14 protein-coding genes are annotated in these 17137 nt (G+C 57.2%); 10 read left to right on the top strand and 4 right to left on the bottom strand.

Translation table 11 applies throughout. From position 1 onward, the window contains the following. Nucleotides 1–35: 35 nt before the first annotated feature. Nucleotides 36–1340, bottom strand: a complete 1305-nt coding sequence (locus ACQZ5M_RS02690; RefSeq protein WP_296015009.1) for an MFS transporter — start codon at nucleotides 1338–1340, stop codon at nucleotides 36–38. Between the two features lie 157 nt (nucleotides 1341–1497). Between ACQZ5M_RS02690 and ACQZ5M_RS02685 the strand changes: the two genes are divergently transcribed. From ACQZ5M_RS02685 to recN, 8 genes are all read left to right on the top strand, one after another. Continuing rightward, nucleotides 1498–1674, top strand: a complete 177-nt coding sequence (locus ACQZ5M_RS02685; RefSeq protein ID WP_296014992.1) for a hypothetical protein — start codon at nucleotides 1498–1500, stop codon at nucleotides 1672–1674. 190 nt (nucleotides 1675–1864) lie between these two features. Further along, on the top strand, nucleotides 1865–2791 hold the full coding sequence (locus ACQZ5M_RS02680; RefSeq protein WP_449079011.1) for a D-alanine--D-alanine ligase: 927 nt from the start codon (nucleotides 1865–1867) through the stop codon (nucleotides 2789–2791). Further along, the gene (locus ACQZ5M_RS02675; protein ID WP_296014975.1) at nucleotides 2779–3708 is read left to right on the top strand and encodes a cell division protein FtsQ/DivIB; all 930 of its coding nucleotides are present in this window, start codon (nucleotides 2779–2781) and stop codon (nucleotides 3706–3708) included. Before ACQZ5M_RS02680 ends, ACQZ5M_RS02675 begins: the two co-directional genes overlap by 13 nt. Beyond that, a complete protein-coding gene (ftsA, locus tag ACQZ5M_RS02670) occupies nucleotides 3705–5039 on the top strand; it encodes a cell division protein FtsA (protein ID WP_296014966.1) in 1335 nt (444 codons plus the stop codon). The genes ACQZ5M_RS02675 and ftsA overlap by 4 nt, the downstream gene beginning before the upstream one ends. Before the next feature lie 93 nt (nucleotides 5040–5132). After that, nucleotides 5133–6899 carry a cell division protein FtsZ gene (ftsZ, locus tag ACQZ5M_RS02665; protein ID WP_449079010.1) on the top strand — a complete coding sequence of 589 codons (1767 nt, stop codon included), beginning with the start codon at nucleotides 5133–5135 and terminating at the stop codon, nucleotides 6897–6899. A 297-nt stretch (nucleotides 6900–7196) separates the two neighbouring features. Then, nucleotides 7197–8156, top strand: coding sequence for a UDP-3-O-acyl-N-acetylglucosamine deacetylase (lpxC, locus tag ACQZ5M_RS02660; protein WP_449079009.1), 960 nt, complete (start codon nucleotides 7197–7199; stop codon nucleotides 8154–8156). A 469-nt stretch (nucleotides 8157–8625) separates the two neighbouring features. Further along, nucleotides 8626–9492, top strand: a complete 867-nt coding sequence (locus ACQZ5M_RS02655; RefSeq protein WP_296014940.1) for an outer membrane protein assembly factor BamD — start codon at nucleotides 8626–8628, stop codon at nucleotides 9490–9492. A 16-nt stretch (nucleotides 9493–9508) separates the two neighbouring features. Further along, nucleotides 9509–11182 carry a DNA repair protein RecN gene (recN, locus tag ACQZ5M_RS02650; protein ID WP_449079008.1) on the top strand — a complete coding sequence of 558 codons (1674 nt, stop codon included), beginning with the start codon at nucleotides 9509–9511 and terminating at the stop codon, nucleotides 11180–11182. Nucleotides 11183–11258: 76 nt separating this feature from the next. On the opposite strand, the gene ACQZ5M_RS02645 is transcribed toward recN, so the two are convergent. The 3 genes from ACQZ5M_RS02645 to ACQZ5M_RS02635 all read right to left on the bottom strand — a co-directional run bounded on the left by ACQZ5M_RS02645 (nucleotide 11259) and on the right by ACQZ5M_RS02635 (nucleotide 13126). Then, nucleotides 11259–12026, bottom strand: coding sequence for an EAL domain-containing protein (locus ACQZ5M_RS02645; RefSeq protein WP_449079007.1), 768 nt, complete (start codon nucleotides 12024–12026; stop codon nucleotides 11259–11261). Nucleotides 12027–12131: 105 nt separating this feature from the next. Further along, nucleotides 12132–12494: a VOC family protein gene (locus ACQZ5M_RS02640; protein WP_449079006.1), complete on the bottom strand. Its 363-nt coding sequence runs from the start codon at nucleotides 12492–12494 to the stop codon at nucleotides 12132–12134. Between the two features lie 17 nt (nucleotides 12495–12511). Beyond that, on the bottom strand, nucleotides 12512–13126 hold the full coding sequence (locus tag ACQZ5M_RS02635) for a LysE family translocator (protein WP_449079005.1): 615 nt from the start codon (nucleotides 13124–13126) through the stop codon (nucleotides 12512–12514). A 222-nt stretch (nucleotides 13127–13348) separates the two neighbouring features. On the opposite strand from ACQZ5M_RS02635, the gene ligA reads away from it, so the two are divergent. Next, complete coding sequence (gene ligA, locus ACQZ5M_RS02630; protein ID WP_449079004.1) at nucleotides 13349–15523, top strand: NAD-dependent DNA ligase LigA; 2175 nt, start codon at nucleotides 13349–13351, stop codon at nucleotides 15521–15523. 391 nt (nucleotides 15524–15914) lie between these two features. Continuing rightward, entirely contained in the window at nucleotides 15915–17096 is a 1182-nt protein-coding gene (locus ACQZ5M_RS02625; RefSeq protein ID WP_449079003.1) for a hypothetical protein, read from the top strand. Nucleotides 17097–17137 lie beyond the last annotated feature (41 nt).

Genomic DNA, 17137 nt, shown 5'->3' with positions numbered 1-17137 from the left:
CATCGGGAATGGTGCGCCGCCATTGTCGGGATCGCTTACACTTCGTCCTTGCCTGAGGCGAGGATGCAGACCAGCGTGATCACGGCAGCGATGCCGAGATAATAGCCGACGGCGGCCATGCCGTAATTCGTCTGCAGCCACGTCGCGATGTAAGGTGCGAGAGAGGCGCCGACGATGCCTGCGAAGTTGAAGGTCAGCGACGCGCCGGTGTAGCGCACGCTGGTGGGGAAGGGGGCAGCCAATGCCGCGCCGATCAGCGCGTAGGTCATGCCCATCAGTGCCATGGCCGAAGCCGCGAAGATTGCGACGCCTGTTTCGCCGCCGCCCAGAAGAACCGGAAGCAGGAAGGAGAAGGCGGCGATCAAGACCGTGATGACGATCAGCGACAGGCGACGACCGACCTTGTCGCCGACGATGCCCGTCAGCGGGATGAAGATGCCGAAGACGACGGCACTGAGGATCTGGATTTCCAGCGCGTCGAGGAAGGGGATCTTCAGAACCTTGACGTTGTAGGACAGCAGCCAGGCGGTTGCGATGTAGAACAGCACGAAGGTAACAAGCGCTACAAAGGTGCCGAGGAACAGGCTGCGCTTATACTTGGTGAAGATTTCCTTGGCTGGAACGGCAACGCGTTCATGCTTGTCGATTGCCTTCTGGAACGCAGGCGTTTCCGAAATGGAGAAACGGACCCACAGGCCAACCGCGATCAGCAGCGTCGAGGCGACGAAGGGAATACGCCAGCCCCACGAGATGAGCGCTTCATTCGACATGACATGCAGCAGCAGCCAGAAGATACCCGAGGACAGGAAGAGGCCAACCGGTGCGCCGAGCTGCGGGAACATGGCGTACCAGTTGCGTTTGCCAGGAGGCGCATTTTCCGTTGCCAGAAGAACGGCGCCGCCCCATTCGCCACCAAGTCCAAAGCCCTGGCCGAAACGGCAAAGGGCCAGCAGCAGAGGAGCGAAAACGCCTGCTGTTTCATAGGACGGCAAAAGGCCGATCACGACAGTAGAGATGCCCATCGTCAGCAGGGCTGCGACAAGCGTCGTCTTGCGGCCCACGCGGTCGCCGTAGTGACCAAACACCAGTGCGCCGAGTGGACGGGCAAAGAAGGCGATCGAAAAGGTGGCGAAGGATGCAAGCAAAGCCGTCATCGGATCGCTGTTGGGGAAGAACAGCGTCGGAAACACGAGCACGGCGGCGGTCGCATAAACGTAGAAATCGAAGAATTCGATGGTCGTACCGACCAGGCTGGCAGTGAGAACTCGTGCAGGCGAATTTGTCTTTACATCGTTCGGCGTGGCAGCTGTCGGCGATACAGGAGATATCGCGTCAGTCATGGTATTGGTTCCATTGTTAAGTAAGACTTATGACCTTGGAGGAGGCTGCCGTTGCGTTAACGCAATTTTCGATCCTTTGGAACGACCAAAGCGCAATAAGCTGTAAAAAATCACGAGAATTTCAGGTGTTTTTGGACTTTAACGTGACAAGCGCCCAATGCGCGGTCTCTTTTTTGCCGCTCAGCGCGTGTGCCTGGAGGTTCTAAATCCCTGGGGACAATCGGGCGATCTTAACGAATCGATCTTGCTTTTGATGCCGATGCTCGAAATCCGCGCAATGGATTTATTTGATCCGGCTGAAATTCTGAATCTTGCATCGATCGCAACACTCTGATTCCAAGGAAGGAATCCGTGCCTCATGTGATTCTTTAACGAAAATCGCACCAATGGCCGCTTCGGTTAAGGAAAGTAAACGCTTCGTTAACCTTAATGACGTTTAAGTGTCTCGTACGGGTCGGGCGAGAGAATCGCGAACCATTCCGGTTCCGGTGCCTCGTCTGGAATTTCAGGTGTCAGAGGTTTTTATGAGCGGCAAGCACGTAGCTGTTCTTATGGGTGGGTTTTCTTCGGAGCGGCCGGTCAGCCTCTCGTCGGGAGAGGCTTGCGCGTCTGCGCTGGAAGGTGAGGGCTATAAGGTCACGCGGGTGGATGTCGATCGCAATGTTGCTGCGGTCCTTGCTGACTTGCGCCCTGACGTCGCATTCAACGCTTTGCATGGTCCCTTCGGGGAAGACGGTACGATCCAGGGTGTTCTGGAATATCTCGAAATTCCATATACCCATTCCGGGGTCGCGGCGTCGTCTCTGGCGATGAACAAGTCGCAGTCCAAGAAGATTGCCGCTGCCGCTGGCATCCCTGTTGCTGCCGAAAAGCTGATGAACCGTTTCGATATCGGCTCCGACCATCCGATGGCGACGCCTTATGTCGTCAAGCCTGTTTGCGAGGGTTCGAGCTTCGGTGTTGTCATCGTCACGGAAGATCAATCCCATCCTCCGCAGGTGCTTGGCTCGACCGACTGGCGTTATGGTGATTCGGTCATGGTCGAACGCTATGTTCATGGCCGCGAACTCACCTGCGGCGTGATGAACGGCGAGGCTTTAGGCGTGACGGAAGTCGTGCCGCTCGGCCATAATTTCTACGATTACGACGCAAAATACGCCAAGGGTGGCTCAAAGCATGTCATCCCGGCAGAAATTTCACAGAATATTTACCAAAGAATCCAATCATTGGCGGTCATGGCGCATCAGGTGATTGGCTGCCGTGGCGTAAGCCGTTCGGATTTTCGCTACGACGACCGTTTCTCAGAAGATGGCGAACTTATCTGGCTGGAGATCAATACCCAGCCGGGCATGACGCCAACCTCCCTCGTGCCCGAGATGGCGGCTCATCAGGGCCGTTCCTTTGGTGATCTTGTCCGGTGGATGGTGGAGGATGCGTCGTGCTTGCGGTAAAGGGCAAAAAATCGGCAGCTAGAAAGCGTGACCAGCACGCAGCCGCAGGTGTGGATGACCGGCTGGTTCTTCCGCGTCCGCTGCGCCGTGTCTTCCGCTTTTGTGCGAGCCTTGCAACGGGACGCATTCATATTCCAGCCCATACCGGCACGGTATCGACGCTCGTATTTTTCTCCGCTGTCGGCCTTTACGGCATGTCGCTTGGTGGCCACACTGAGCTTGTTGCTCAAGCAACAACGTCTGCTGCCGGTTTTGCCGTTGAAGACGTCAAGGTATCCGGCAATCTTCAGACATCGGAAATCGAAGTCTTCCAGCTTCTCGGCCTTGATGGCGCAACTTCGCTGATCGCGCTGGACGTCAACGCTGCGCGCAAGAAACTGACCGAACTTCCATGGGTCGACGATGTGGAAGTGCGCAAGGTCTATCCGAAGACGATCGAAGTGCGCCTCAAGGAGCGTCAGGCCTTTGGTATCTGGCAGCACGGCTCGGAGCTGTCGTTGATCGAAAAGAGCGGCAGTGTCATCGCGCCGTTGCGTGACAACAAGTATGCAGGTCTGCCGCTGTTTGTTGGCCGCGATGCCGAAACCGGCGCTGCGGGCTTTGTCGATGAGCTTGCGGACTGGCCGGAAATTCGCAACCGCGTTCGCGCCTATGTTCGCGTTGCCGGTCGCCGTTGGGATTTGCACCTCGACAATGGCATCGTGGTAAAGCTGCCGGAAGAAAACGTGCCGAAGGCGCTGCAGCTTCTGGCCCGTCTCGATATGGAGCAGAAAATTCTTTCGCGCGACGTCGCAGCAGTTGATCTGCGTCTTTCCGACCGCACCACGGTGCAGTTGACGGACGGTGCAGCAGAGCGTCGTCAGGCTGCCGTCGAAGCGCGTAGTAAGGCCCTCAAGAAAGCGGAGAAGAACACATGAGCTTGTTCGGTTCTTCCCAGTTCGGTCTTCCGCGCCTGAAGCCATTGTCGTCCAAGCGCAGCCATGTGGTTTCGGTTCTCGATATCGGCTCCACCAAGGTCGTGTGCATGATCGGCCGTCTGACGCCGCGCCAGGAGAGCGAAGTTCTGCCCGGTCGCACGCATAAGGTAGACGTGATCGGCATCGGTCATCAGCGTTCGCGTGGCGTGAAATCCGGCGTGATCGCCGATCTCGATGCGCTGGAAGGTGTCATTCGCCTGGCCGTCGATGCCGCCGAGCGCATGGCAGGCCTCACCGTCGACAGCCTGATCGTCAATGTTTCGGCTGGCCGTCTGGCGAGCGATATCTACACTGCCTCCATCGATCTCGGTGGACAGGAAGTGGAATCGGGCGATCTGCGCAAGGTTTTGATTGCTGCAAGCCAGCAGTCGCTTCGCCAGGACCGTGCTATTCTGCATTCGTTGCCGACGGGCTATTCGCTGGATGGCGAGCGCGGCATTCGAGATCCACTCTCCATGTATGGGGATCTACTGGGTGTGGATATGCACGTCGTTACCGCTGAACGCACGGCGCTGAAGAACCTAGAACTTTGCATCAACCGTGCGCACCTCTCGGTCGAAGGCATTGTTGCAACTCCCTATGCCAGCGGTCTGGCTGCATTGGTGGATGATGAAGTCGAACTCGGCTGCGCTGCTATCGATATGGGCGGCGGCACAACGACGATCTCGGTTTTCGCCGAAGGCCGTCTGGTCCATACCGATGCAATCGGCCTCGGTGGCCACCACGTCACCACCGACCTTGCACGCGGTCTGTCCACTCGTATTGAAGACGCAGAGCGTCTGAAGGTGGTTCACGGTTCGTCGCTTGCCAATGGCGGCGTGGACGATCGCGAGATGATTGCCGTTCCGCCGATCGGCGAGGACGATCGCGATCAGCCATCGCAGGTCTCTAAGGCGCTGGTCAGCCGTATTATCCGCGCTCGTATCGAAGAGACGCTGGAACTCATTCGTGACCGGATCCAGAAGTCCGGTTTCAGCCCCATCGTGGGTAAGCGCGTGGTGCTGACGGGTGGCGCTAGCCAGCTCACCGGTCTGCCGGAAACGGCGCGTCGCATTCTGGCTCGCAACGTGCGCATCGGTCGTCCGATGGGTGTGGCGGGCCTACCGGTTGCGGCCAAGGGCCCGGCCTTTTCCACGGCTTGCGGATTGATGATCTATCCGCAGATCGCGGACATCGAAATTCATGCGGCGCAGAGCGGAATGTTCTCGCCGTTTGGAATGGGCAGCGGGCGGATCGCCCGTGTGGGGCAGTGGCTGAAAGAAAGTTTCTGATCCTTTTCCTGCGTATCACGGAAAAGGAATGAGTGAAGATCGAAGAAATTGGCCAGCGGGGCGTTGCCGGCCATCAAAAGAAGGAATGGTAAAATGACGATACAGCTGCAAAAGCCGGATATCACCGAGCTGAAGCCACGCATCACCGTTTTCGGTGTTGGCGGCGGTGGCGGTAACGCTGTCAACAACATGATCACGGCGGGTCTGCAGGGCGTCGATTTCGTCGTCGCCAACACGGACGCACAGGCGCTCACGATGACGAAGGCCGACCGGGTTATCCAGCTCGGCGTGAACGTCACCGAAGGCCTCGGCGCCGGTTCGCAGCCGGAAGTTGGCCGCGCTGCTGCCGAAGAGTGCATCGATGAAATCATCGATCACCTGAACGGCACTCACATGTGCTTCGTCACCGCCGGCATGGGCGGCGGCACCGGCACGGGTGCAGCTCCGGTCGTTGCACAGGCAGCCCGCAACAAGGGCATCCTGACGGTCGGCGTCGTCACCAAGCCGTTCCATTTTGAAGGTGGACGCCGCATGCGTCTGGCCGAACAGGGTATCGAAGAGCTGCAGAAGTCGGTCGATACGCTGATCGTCATTCCGAACCAGAACCTTTTCCGCATTGCCAATGACAAGACGACCTTTGCAGATGCCTTCGCAATGGCTGACCAGGTTCTCTATTCGGGCGTTGCTTGCATCACCGACCTGATGGTGAAGGAAGGTCTCATCAACCTCGACTTCGCCGACGTTCGCTCGGTCATGCGCGAAATGGGCCGCGCAATGATGGGTACGGGTGAGGCTTCCGGCGAAGGCCGCGCAATGCAGGCTGCGGAAGCGGCGATTGCCAACCCGCTGCTCGACGAAACCTCGATGAAGGGCGCACAGGGCCTCCTGATCTCCATCACCGGTGGTCGCGACCTGACCCTCTTCGAAGTCGACGAAGCTGCAACGCGTATCCGCGAAGAAGTCGATCCGGATGCCAACATCATCCTCGGCGCGACCTTTGACGAAGCGCTCGAAGGCCTCATCCGCGTTTCCGTTGTTGCCACCGGCATCGACCGTGTACCGGGCCAGATGGAGCAGAACATTGCTGAAATGCGTGCAGCCGCAGCTGCCGCAGCAAAGCCCATTATCCGTCCCTCCGCGGCCGTTGCATCCGCACCGGCCGCAGTTCAGCCTGCCCCAGTATCGCAGGCACCAAAGACCGTAGATCCGATTGCTCAGACCATCCGCGCTGCGGAAATCGATATGGAGCGCGAACTTGCTTTGGCCGCTGCCGAACAGCAGCTGCGCCAGGCACAGGCACAGGCAGAGGCCGAGTTCCGCCCACAGAGCAAGCTGTTCGCATCTGCTCCGGCCGAAGCGCCGGTCGTTGCTCGCCCCGCAGCACCGGTTCAGGCTGCTCCGGCACCTGTATACCACGCTCCGGAGCAGGTCGCAGCGCCGGCTCCGCGCATGGCACAGCCGCAGGCTCAGGTTTATCATGAACCTGCTCCTGTCGCACGCCAGCCGGAGCCGGTTCGCATGCCAAAGGTCGAGGATTTTCCTCCGGTCGTGAAGGCTGAAATCGATCACCGCGCACAGGTTGCTCACGCAGCGCCTGAAGAGCGTGGCCCGATGGGTCTCTTGAAGCGAATCACGAATTCGCTCGGTCGCCGCGATGAAGAAGATACTGTTCCTTCCGACATGATGGATGCTCCGAGCCTTGCTCCGCAGCAACGCCGTCCGCTGTCTCAGGAAGCCAGCATGTACGCACCGCGTCGGGGCAATCTGGATGATCACGGTCGCCAGATGCCGGCTTCGTCCAGCCATCACGATGACGATCAGCTCGAAATTCCGGCCTTCCTACGCCGTCAGTCGAACTGATCGGATTGCCGGTCGGTGAACCGATCAGGCGATTCTACGTTTAGCGAATACCCGGGTTCGAAAGGCCCGGGTATTCGTGTTTCATCCGTTTCGTAAAGGCGAATTTAGATCAATTGTTTCAAATGCTTGCGTCTGTAACAATGCGAAATCAACAGTGATTTGTTATGGCGCTGCACTGTGCGTATGTAAGAGCATGGGTTTGGGAAATGACGTCTTCGTGAAGGCAATACTTCCCCTCTTTCGACTTCGAACCGAGCCGGTATCGCCGGCTGGTTCACATGAAAAGGCTTAATACGCATGACCATCGGATTGCTCGGTTTCCAGACAACTATCGCCAACCCTGTTCAGCTCAAGGGCATCGGCGTTCACTCGGGCAATCCGGCTTCTATGACGTTTCAGCCGGCGGAAGCCGGAACGGGCATCGTCTTCAGCCGCACGCTGGAGAACGGCACCGTGGTCGACGTGAAGGCCGTTTCTGCCAATGTCGGCAATACCGATCTTTGCACCGTCATCGGCCGTTCGCCGGCACAGTCGGTTGCGACCGTCGAGCATGTCATGGCTGGCATCTATGCCATGGGCATCGACAACCTGATCGTTGAAGTCGACGGTCCGGAAGTGCCGATCATGGATGGTAGCTCCGCACCTTTCATCGAAGCGATCGAGTCGGTTGGTATCAAGAATCTCGGTGTGAAGCGTCGCTACATCCGCGTGATCAAGCCTGTTCGTATTGATGCGGGCGCTTCCTGGGCGGAATTCCGTCCCTATGACGGCACGCGTTTCGAAGTCGAAATCGATTTCGATACGCCGCTTATCGGTCGCCAGACCTGGAAGGGTGACCTGACGGCTGATACATTCAAGAACCAGTTGTCCCGCGCCCGTACCTTCGGCTTCATGCGTGATGTGGAGCGCCTGTGGGCTGCCGGCTACGCGCTTGGCTCGTCGCTCGAAAATTCGGTCGTGATCTCTGACGACCACTCGGTCATCAATATGGAAGGCCTGCGTTACGCGAAGGACGAATTCGTCCGTCACAAGACGCTTGATGCCGTTGGCGATCTGGCACTTGCAGGTGCGCAGTTCATCGGTTGCTATCGCTCCTATCGTGGTGGCCACAAGGTCAACGCCAATGCGCTGAAGGCACTGCTCAGCGATCCGACCGCGTATGAGATCGTCGAGGCGCCTGCCGCGCGTCATCCGGTCGTTCGCGCACGTGAGTTTGTCGCCATCAACCAGCCGGAATTTGCCCCCTGGTCCGCGTAAACTCTGCGATACATTCGACCTTTACTAAGGGCTGCTCCTCCAGGCAGCCTTTTTTATTTGCTGCCGACACTTTATTACAGTGTGCCGTTAGCGTTGCAGGTTACGCCACCGGAAGAGCTTGCAAAGCGGACTTCAAGCAATCAGAAAAGTGCTTCGTTCAAGGGGATTAGTAGTGCCGGTGTTTTTCGGTCGCGACGCGTGATTGGCTCTACCGTATGTCGAATACGTCCACCATCGATCACCTGTGCGACGGCGAAAATGTGCTCGAGTAGAACGCTTCCATTTAAAAAGGAAACCCTCTAATAGGAGTTGCACGGGTGGAGATCGGGATTATCGCGTCATGCGCGGTTGCCTGCCATAAAAATGCGTTAATGCGTCATCATTGCGTTGCCCTGCTGGTGCTTTTACGGCTAGAAACGCCTGCAAGAAGCCAAAGCTCTGTGTTGACGCGGGAAGTGGGAACTGTCGAATGAAGCGTGTAGGTTCTGGTGCTATGAATGGAACGATGCGGGTCGGACTCGTGTCGCTGATGCTGCTTGGCGCCGGAACGCTGGTCACTGCCTGCCAGTCCGATCCCGATATCGACATCACCAAACTCGGCGTTGAGAATGATCCGCCGGATGTGCTCTACCGCCAGGCCCTTGCCAATATGAACAAGGGCAACATGACCGAAGCGGGCCGCAAGTTCACAGCGATCGATAAGCAGTATCCTTTCACCGAGTGGGGCCAGAAGGCTTTGGTGATGAACACCTTTATTGCCACCCGCCAGAACAAGAACGAAGCAGCGATCACCTCTGGTCAGCGCTTCCTCAAGCAGTATCCGCGCGCCAAAGACGCCGCCTACGTTCAGTACATGATCGGCCTTGCTTACTCCAAGCAGATTGCCGACGTGACGCAGGACCAACGCGCCGCCCAGCGCACCATCGAAGCGATGAGCAAGGTGGTCAACGATTATCCGGATTCCGAATATGTAGCCGATGCGCAGGCAAAGATCCGCTTTGCGCGTGACCAGCTTGCCGGTCGCGAAATGCAGGTTGGTCGTTATTACCTCGAGCGCAAAGAATATTTGGCCGCGGTGTCGCGCTTCCGCATCGTCGTGGAGCAGTACCAGAACACCAACCAGATCGAAGAGGCGCTGGCGCGTCTTACCGAAGCTTACTACGCCATGGGACTGGTGGATGAAGCCCAGACGGCTGCTGCCGTGCTCGGCAATAACTACCCTGACAGCCAGTGGTATGCCGATTCCTACAAGCTCTTGAAGGGGCAGGGGCTGGAGCCGCGTGAAAATCGCGAATCCTGGATCTCTCGCGCCGGCAAGAAGCTGATCGGAGCCTAAGGCAAAGGCGTCATCCATGCTGGTCCAGCTTTCGATCCGCGACATCGTTCTGATCGAACGGCTCGACCTTGGGTTCGAGGCCGGTCTCTCCGTGCTGACCGGTGAAACCGGCGCTGGTAAATCCATTCTTCTCGACAGCTTGTCGCTTGCTCTTGGCGGCCGCGGCGATGGTGGCCTTGTGCGTCACGGCGAGGAAAAAGGTCAGGTTACGGCCACGTTCGAAGTCGGATTGGATCACCCCGCTCGGCTGCTGTTGCGTGAGAACGGTCTGGACGACGACGGCGATTTGATCTTTCGGCGTGTGCAGTCGGCCGACGGGCGGACCAAGGCCTATGTCAACGATCAGGCCGTTTCGGTGCAGATGATGCGCCAGCTCGGACAACATCTCGTTGAAATTCACGGTCAGCATGATGATCGGGCGCTGGTCGATACCAACGCGCATCGTGCGCTTCTTGATGCTTTCGCCGGTCTTGGCGACGAGGTCGTTTCGGTGCAGGGTCTGTACCGTACGTGGAAAGATGCCGAGCGCGGCTTGAAGGTGCATCGCGCCAAGGTCGAGGCGGCCGCGCGTGAGGCCGATTATTTACGGTCCTCGGTTGATGAGCTGGAAGCCCTGTCTCCTCGCGATGGTGAGGAGGACGAACTGGCCGAGCGTCGGGCCGTGATGCAGAAGTCCGAACGTATTGCCGGTGATATTGCCGAAGCGAGCGAGTTCCTGAACGGCAACGCATCTCCCGTGCCGATCATCGCCTCGATGATGCGGCGACTTGAGCGCAAGAGCCATGAAGCGCCCGGTCTGCTGGAAGACACGGTGCAGCTGCTGGACGCCGCGCTCGACAATCTGTCCAATGCGCAGATGGAGGTGGAGGCAGCTCTTCGCCGGACCGAATTCGACCCACGCGAGCTGGAGCGGGTTGAAGAGCGTTTGTTTGCGCTTCGTGCGGCGGCTCGCAAATATTCCGTTCCCGTGACCGATCTTCCAGCCCTTGCCGAGCGTATGGTGACGGATCTTGCCGATCTCGATGCGGGCGAAGAAAAGCTTGCGAAACTCGAGGCGCAGCTTGGCGTCGTCAAGGCCGATTTCGACCGGGCGGCATTATCGCTGTCGCAGAAAAGGCGTCATGCTGCGGCGGCGCTCTCCGAAGCCGTCATGGCCGAACTGCCGGCACTAAAGCTGGAGCGGGCGCGCTTCAGCGTAGAGGTGACGAGCGATTCCTCCTCGGCGACGGCTGACGGCATCGACGTTGTGGAATTTCATGTCCAGACCAACCCCGGCACGCGACCCGGTCCGATCATGAAGGTCGCTTCGGGCGGCGAGCTCTCACGCTTCCTGTTGGCGCTCAAAGTTGCCCTTGCCGATCGTGGATCTGCGCCGACGCTGGTGTTCGACGAAATCGATACGGGAGTAGGGGGCGCAGTGGCGGACGCCATCGGTCAGCGTTTGAAACGCTTGTCGAAGACTGTGCAGGTTCTATCCGTCACCCATGCGCCGCAGGTGGCAGCACGCGCTTCCACGCATCTGTTGATCGCCAAGGGACCGGCAGGCGATGGGACCGAGCGCATTGCCACGCGCGTGGCCACCATGCAGCCCGAACATCGCACCGAAGAGATTGCCCGCATGCTCGCCGGCGCTTCAGTGACGGACGAAGCCAGGGCAGCGGCTGCGCGGCTTCTGGCCGCGCAGGATTGAAGCGTTTCCCTTAATAAGAATATCGAGCTTGCTGGAAAGGCTCGGGTGGTTCTGCCGAGCCGGCTGAACTTTGCCGTCAGGCGGCAGGCGCAAGCAATTCTTGGACCGTGCTTGGCACGACAACCGACTCGAAGGCGGGTTTCGCCAGAAGGTATCCCTGCACCAGAACAACGCCGAGATCGCGAAGTACCGAAAGTTCACCGGCGGTTTCCACACCCTCACAGAGAGGTGTGATATTCAGATCGGCCAGCATATTCAATGTATTGCGAACAATGACGCGTCTGACCGGATCGCGGTCGATCCCGCGGATCATGTCCATGTCGAGCTTGACGATATCGGGCTGGAAATGGGTGAGAAGACCGAGCCCGGAATAGCCCGCACCGAAATCATCGATCGCCGTCATGAACCCGATGTCCCGGTATGTGCGCAAGATATTCAGCACATGCACAGAGTCCAGCTTCTCCGTTTCCGTGAACTCGAAAATGATACGGTTCAGCGGGAAGCCGGTCTTCATAGCGGTTGCGAGCGTCAGGCGTATGCAGGCGCGCGGCTCGTAGACGGCGTTCGGCATGAAGTTGATGGAGAGCTTGGTGGTTTCCGTCGGGTCGAAAAGACGCGCTGCCAGCTCAATTGCCTTGATGCGACATTGCTGATCGAACCTATATCGGATGCTGTCATCGATCTGAGACAGGATCGTTCCAGCGCCCTCGCCATTCGGACCACGCACCAGCGCCTCATTGGCAAACACCGAACCGGTGTTGACATCAAATATCGGCTGGAATGCCATCGAAAATGGCAAATCGACCCCCTTGCCCTCGCGGCAACCTTCACAATTTGTCGACATGTCCAGCTTTTCTCCATGGTTGTTGCGGAAACCTAGCTGGGTGATGTTAACTATTCGTGTGGAAGGCGCGATATAAACTGTGTTCGAAAGCGTACGATCGGACGCTCAGCTCTCCTCTTGGTGAGACAAAATATTGATCAATCGCCCAAAGGGATCTCTTACGTAGAAACGCGTTACCCCCCAAGGCTCATCGGCAGGACCATATTCTAGCGCCAGGCCTGCGGCTGTTGCCCGTAGAAGTACCTCCTGAAGGTTGTCCACTTCAATCGAGAGATCCGGGACAGGCGTGCCTGATCCGCCTTGAGTTGCGATGCTGATCTGCGGCCTGGCTTCTATTGCCGGTGCTGCGAAGGTCGCGATCCACCCGTGGTCCATTATGAGGTCGAGGCCGAGGATATCGCGATAAAACGCCTGTGCGGTTTTGACATCCGGCGCGGCAATATTGGCGACAATCCTTTTGACGACCATGGTCGCTTCACTCCTTGTCAGCGGCTGGCGGCGACAGCCACGCCTGAGCCGATCATGACGCTGCCTGCAACGCGATTGACACGCTTCACGATGCGTTCGGATCGTAGAAGCTTCCGTGCCCGGACCGCAAGCATCACGTGTCCGCCGATCACCAAGACCTCCACGCCCAGGATGACGGCGGCAAGTACTGCCAAATGATCCACGTTCAGCGACGTGCCGACGATATTGGGCAGGAGGGCCACATAGAACAGCGGCATTTTTGGATTGCCTAGATTGAGTACGAAGCCGGTGAGGAGGATGGAAAGAAGCCCTTGTCTTCCACCCGCTGGCTGAAGCTCCGGCACGACGGCCGGTGTCGTCCACATCTTCACGCCCATCCAGATCAGATAGGCCGCGCCACCATAGCGCAGAACAGTCATGACGACGCCCATCTTCTGCGCGATCAGCGACAGGCCGAAGGCGGCGAGTGTGAGAAAGATCAGGATACCAGCGACGGTGCCTATCCCGTAAGCAATCCCTGATAGCGCGCCATGGGTGATGGTTCGGGCGACGATCGTCATGTTGTCGGGGCCGGGACTGGCTGCAAAGACGAAGAACGCAGCGGCGAAGGCAAGAACAGTCGTCATGTCCATTGGTCAGCTCCGGAACAGATTTATCATCCGGATGTTCAGAGTAGCCGATTCCGGGCCGATGAAAAGGGGCCGGTTTGTCCGCCTCGATAGCCGAACAAGCGCGATCTTTCAGATTCGCGTCTATTCAGATATTCGTTGTGGCATGGCGTTATCGCAAAACCGCTTCACACTTTCGCACGACATGCTCTAAAAGCACTGGCAGATTTCCCCAATGAGGCCGCCATGTCGAACGACCAGACACCTGTCGAAAACCTGACCGAGCTTGAAGCGTCTTCAGAGCTCGCTTTTCTCGCAGCAGAACTGGCGCGGCACGATGCGCTCTATCACGGCAAGGATCAGCCGGAGATTTCAGACGCAGAATATGACGCGCTGAAACGGCGCAATGACGCGATCGAGGCGGCATTTCCTGCATTGGTGCGGGCCGATAGTCCGTCGAAGAAGGTGGGCTTTACGCCCCTGCCAACCTTTGCGCCCATCGTTCACGCGCGCCCGATGCTTTCGCTCGACAATACCTTTTCCGAGGAAGATGTTACGGATTTCGTGGCTTCGGTTTACCGTTTCCTCGGCCGTCTGCCGGATGATTCCATCGCCTTCACGGCCGAGCCTAAAATCGACGGACTTTCCATGTCCATTCGCTATGAACGTGGAAGACTGACGACGGCGGCCACTCGCGGTGACGGAACGACGGGCGAAAACGTTACTGCCAATATCAGGACGATCAAAGAAGTTCCTAACGAGTTGCCCGCTGGGGCGCCGGACGTCGTAGAGGTGCGCGGTGAGGTCTACATGGCCAAAAGCGACTTCCTGGCTCTGAACGCGCAGATGGAGGCCGAGGGTAAGCAGACCTATGTCAATCCGCGCAACACCGCGTCCGGTTCGCTACGCCAGCTCGATCCGACTGTGACGGCCCGGCGCAAGCTGAGATTTTTCGCTTATGCGTTGGGTGAGGTTTCGAATGGTGGCCAGCCGACCCGTATTGCCGACACACAGCACGGCATCGTTGAGACGTTTCGCAAGTGGGGCTTTCCCGTCAACCCCTTGATGAGGAGATTCACCTCTGCCGCGCAACTGCTTGAGCATTATCATGAAATCGGCATTGCCAGACCGGATCTCGATTATGACATCGATGGCGTGGTCTACAAGGTCGATGAGCTCGATCTGCAAGAGCGCCTCGGGTTTCGCTCCCGGAGCCCTCGCTGGGCGACAGCGCATAAGTTTCCCGCTGAGCAGGCTTTCACAACGGTGGAGGCGATCGACATTCAGGTGGGACGCACAGGTGCGCTGACGCCAGTGGCGCGGCTGACGCCGATCACCGTCGGCGGCGTGGTGGTGACGAATGCGACATTGCACAATGCTGATTACATCGATGGCATCGGCAATAACGGTGAGCGCATCCGCCCACAGGATCACGATATCCGCATTGGCGACACCGTCATCGTTCAGCGGGCAGGCGATGTCATTCCGCAGGTCCTCGATATCGTGCTGGAACGTCGCCCCGACGGTCTGAAGCCCTATGAGTTTCCGAAGAAGTGCCCGGTTTGTGGCAGCCACGCGGTGCGTGAGCGCAATGAAAAGACTGGCAAGCTCGATTCGGTGACGCGTTGCACGGGCGGTTTCGTCTGCCGGGCGCAGGCAGTGGAGCATCTGAAGCATTTTGTCTCGCGAAATGCCTTCGATATCGAGGGGCTTGGCACCAAGCAGATCGAGTTTTTCTTCGAGAGTGACGATCCGGCGCTGTCGATCAAGACTGCTGCGGATATCTTTACGCTGAAGGAGCGGCAGGACAAAAGCGCACTGACCAAGCTTGAGAATATCGATGGCTTCGGCAAGGTCAGCGTGAAGAAGCTTTTCGATGCCATTGATGCCAGGCGCGAGATCAATCTGCACCGGCTGATCTTTGCCTTGGGCATTCGCCATGTCGGGGAAACCACCGCAAAGCTTTTGGCCCGAAATTACGGTACTTACGCACATTTCGAAGAATCAATGAAGGATGCTGCGGATATCTCCGGTGATGCATGGAGCGAGCTCAACACGATCGATGGTATCGGCGAGGTCGTGGCACGCGCCATTGTGGAGTTCTACAAGGAGCCGCGCAATCTCGATGTCATCGACCGGCTGATAAAGGAACTGCGCCCGAAGGAGGCGGAGAAACCCACGACGGAGGGAAGCCCGGTGGCTGGCAAGACGGTAGTCTTTACCGGGTCGCTGGAGAAATTCACCCGCGATGAGGCCAAGGCGCGGGCCGAAAGCCTCGGCGCCAAGGTGGCGGGATCGGTGTCGAAGAAGACCGATATCGTCGTGGCAGGTCCCGGTGCAGGATCGAAGTTGGATAAGGCACGCGAGCTTGGTGTGCAGACCATGGATGAGGATGAATGGCTGGCTTTGATCGCGGGGTGACTGCAGGGTCGTTTCGCATGTCCCGCTACAATCACTGTTTAGCAGCCTACTAAGGCGAGCGGAGTGCGGACGAGACGAGAGGCTGAGCGAATGGTCGCGCGGGATTATTCGCGGGGTGATGAAAGATCATCTCCAAGATGGCAAGGGCTGATGAAGAAGGTATGCCGAACAGACACTCTTGATGCTTTTGCTCTACACCCTTAAATTTCGTTTGCTGAGTTAAGCATCAATTCCAAATTGTGCAACCCATCTGTATGTGTCACAGATCTCAGGGGCTACAGCATCGGGCCGATGCGTGGATTAAAGAAGATAGGGCGTCCTTTGTGCGTTTCATAAGACGCACGGCGTTCTAGGGGCGCAAATGGACATATTTTCTTATAGACTTCTGACCTTGAATGAACTGCAGGACGTGCTTTTTTCCTGGGCGATTCTGTTCGGGTCTGCTGCTTTAAGCGCAACGGTCTTCAAATTCGACTTCAAGCTCAGGCGCCCGCTTTACGCCTTCATCGTCGGCATCGCTGTGCTCGTTTTGGGGATACGATCTGCCTCCTTTGTCGCAGTATTTGACGCAATCAAGGACGGATATCTGACGCAACTGACGCTCGCGCTTTATGGGGTATTGGTTCCGATCGGCATTTTAATGGGGATTTTTTCCGCAGCGCGAAGCAGGGACGCTTATGGCTCCTCCGACAAGTGGGCATATGGACTTATCCCCATCCTCAACTTGGTCATGCTGTTCGCGCCCTCGCAGGAAAACGCTGACAAAACGGGCTTCTTCAGAAGGGCCGGGAAGATCGCAGTCGTCAGCGTCGCCGTAATGCTGATGCTGTCAGGTCATGTGGTGCGGTTGCTAGCCGAAAAGCAGGCTGAAATATCCCAGACGGATATCGATCCCGAATTGCAGAAGAAGATTGTCTATTATGAGCTTCGTAACGGCAACATGGCTTCTTATGCTACGCTCATCACGCAGGAGTTGTCCAACTCAAAGGATTATAGTGCTGTCTTCACGAGCAAACATGTGGATGTTGATGAGTTGACAGTCAATTATACTTTTGAAGTCGCGGATAAGGATTATCGGTTCTCGGAAATATGGCGCGATTCCCTGATCAATGATTTATGCGAGGGAAAATCGGGAATCTTGATAGATGCTGGCGCGACGATCAATCAAAAGTATCTTTCCAATGACGGAACGGTATTGGCTGAGCTGAGCCTTGACGCAGCCTCTTGCGATCAGTGGGCGTCGAAGCTGGATAGTAATATGAAGCAGGTCGCCAGATCCATTGATGGAGTAAAGGAAATCAATGGATTGAATTTGAGAGTTCGTGCCGAATATTATGATAAAACATTGAGTATTCGTTATATCGCCAATCAGGTTCCTGAGGAAGGCTGGGAAAATCGTATTTCAGAGAGCTTGTGTAACAACAATGATCTGAGGATCATAATGGGTTTTAATATCAACATTCATACCTTTTTTTTCTATGGGGCCAGGCGCGTCGGCGACTTTTCGGTCAACTCTCAGATTTGCGATACGCGATCACAGAGGAGTGCAAGTTCTCAAGGTAAGATATTGTAAGTCGCAATCTCCAGCCGATGCTGGAGATTGCTCCAATTGAA

It is taken from the genome of Rhizobium sp. 22-785-1 (genome assembly GCF_053521965.1).
This window is presented reverse-complemented; position numbering and strand designations above follow the sequence as displayed.

Excerpts from the sequence above, each read along its gene's own strand:
- ACQZ5M_RS02680 (WP_449079011.1), top strand. The coding sequence starts at position 1,865 with ATGAGCGGCAAGCACGTAGCTGTTCTTATGGGTGGGTTTTCTTCGGAG.
- ACQZ5M_RS02635 (WP_449079005.1), bottom strand. The coding sequence starts at position 13,126 with ATGGACATGACGACTGTTCTTGCCTTCGCCGCTGCGTTCTTCGTCTTT.
- ligA (WP_449079004.1), top strand. The coding sequence starts at position 13,349 with ATGTCGAACGACCAGACACCTGTCGAAAACCTGACCGAGCTTGAAGCG.
- lpxC (WP_449079009.1), top strand. The coding sequence starts at position 7,197 with ATGACCATCGGATTGCTCGGTTTCCAGACAACTATCGCCAACCCTGTT.
- ACQZ5M_RS02685 (WP_296014992.1), top strand. The coding sequence starts at position 1,498 with ATGCGCGGTCTCTTTTTTGCCGCTCAGCGCGTGTGCCTGGAGGTTCTA.
- ACQZ5M_RS02690 (WP_296015009.1), bottom strand. The coding sequence starts at position 1,340 with ATGACTGACGCGATATCTCCTGTATCGCCGACAGCTGCCACGCCGAAC.
- recN (WP_449079008.1), top strand. The coding sequence starts at position 9,509 with ATGCTGGTCCAGCTTTCGATCCGCGACATCGTTCTGATCGAACGGCTC.
- ftsZ (WP_449079010.1), top strand. The coding sequence starts at position 5,133 with ATGACGATACAGCTGCAAAAGCCGGATATCACCGAGCTGAAGCCACGC.
- ACQZ5M_RS02655 (WP_296014940.1), top strand. The coding sequence starts at position 8,626 with ATGAAGCGTGTAGGTTCTGGTGCTATGAATGGAACGATGCGGGTCGGA.
- ACQZ5M_RS02640 (WP_449079006.1), bottom strand. The coding sequence starts at position 12,494 with ATGGTCGTCAAAAGGATTGTCGCCAATATTGCCGCGCCGGATGTCAAA.
- ACQZ5M_RS02645 (WP_449079007.1), bottom strand. The coding sequence starts at position 12,026 with ATGTCGACAAATTGTGAAGGTTGCCGCGAGGGCAAGGGGGTCGATTTG.
- ftsA (WP_296014966.1), top strand. The coding sequence starts at position 3,705 with ATGAGCTTGTTCGGTTCTTCCCAGTTCGGTCTTCCGCGCCTGAAGCCA.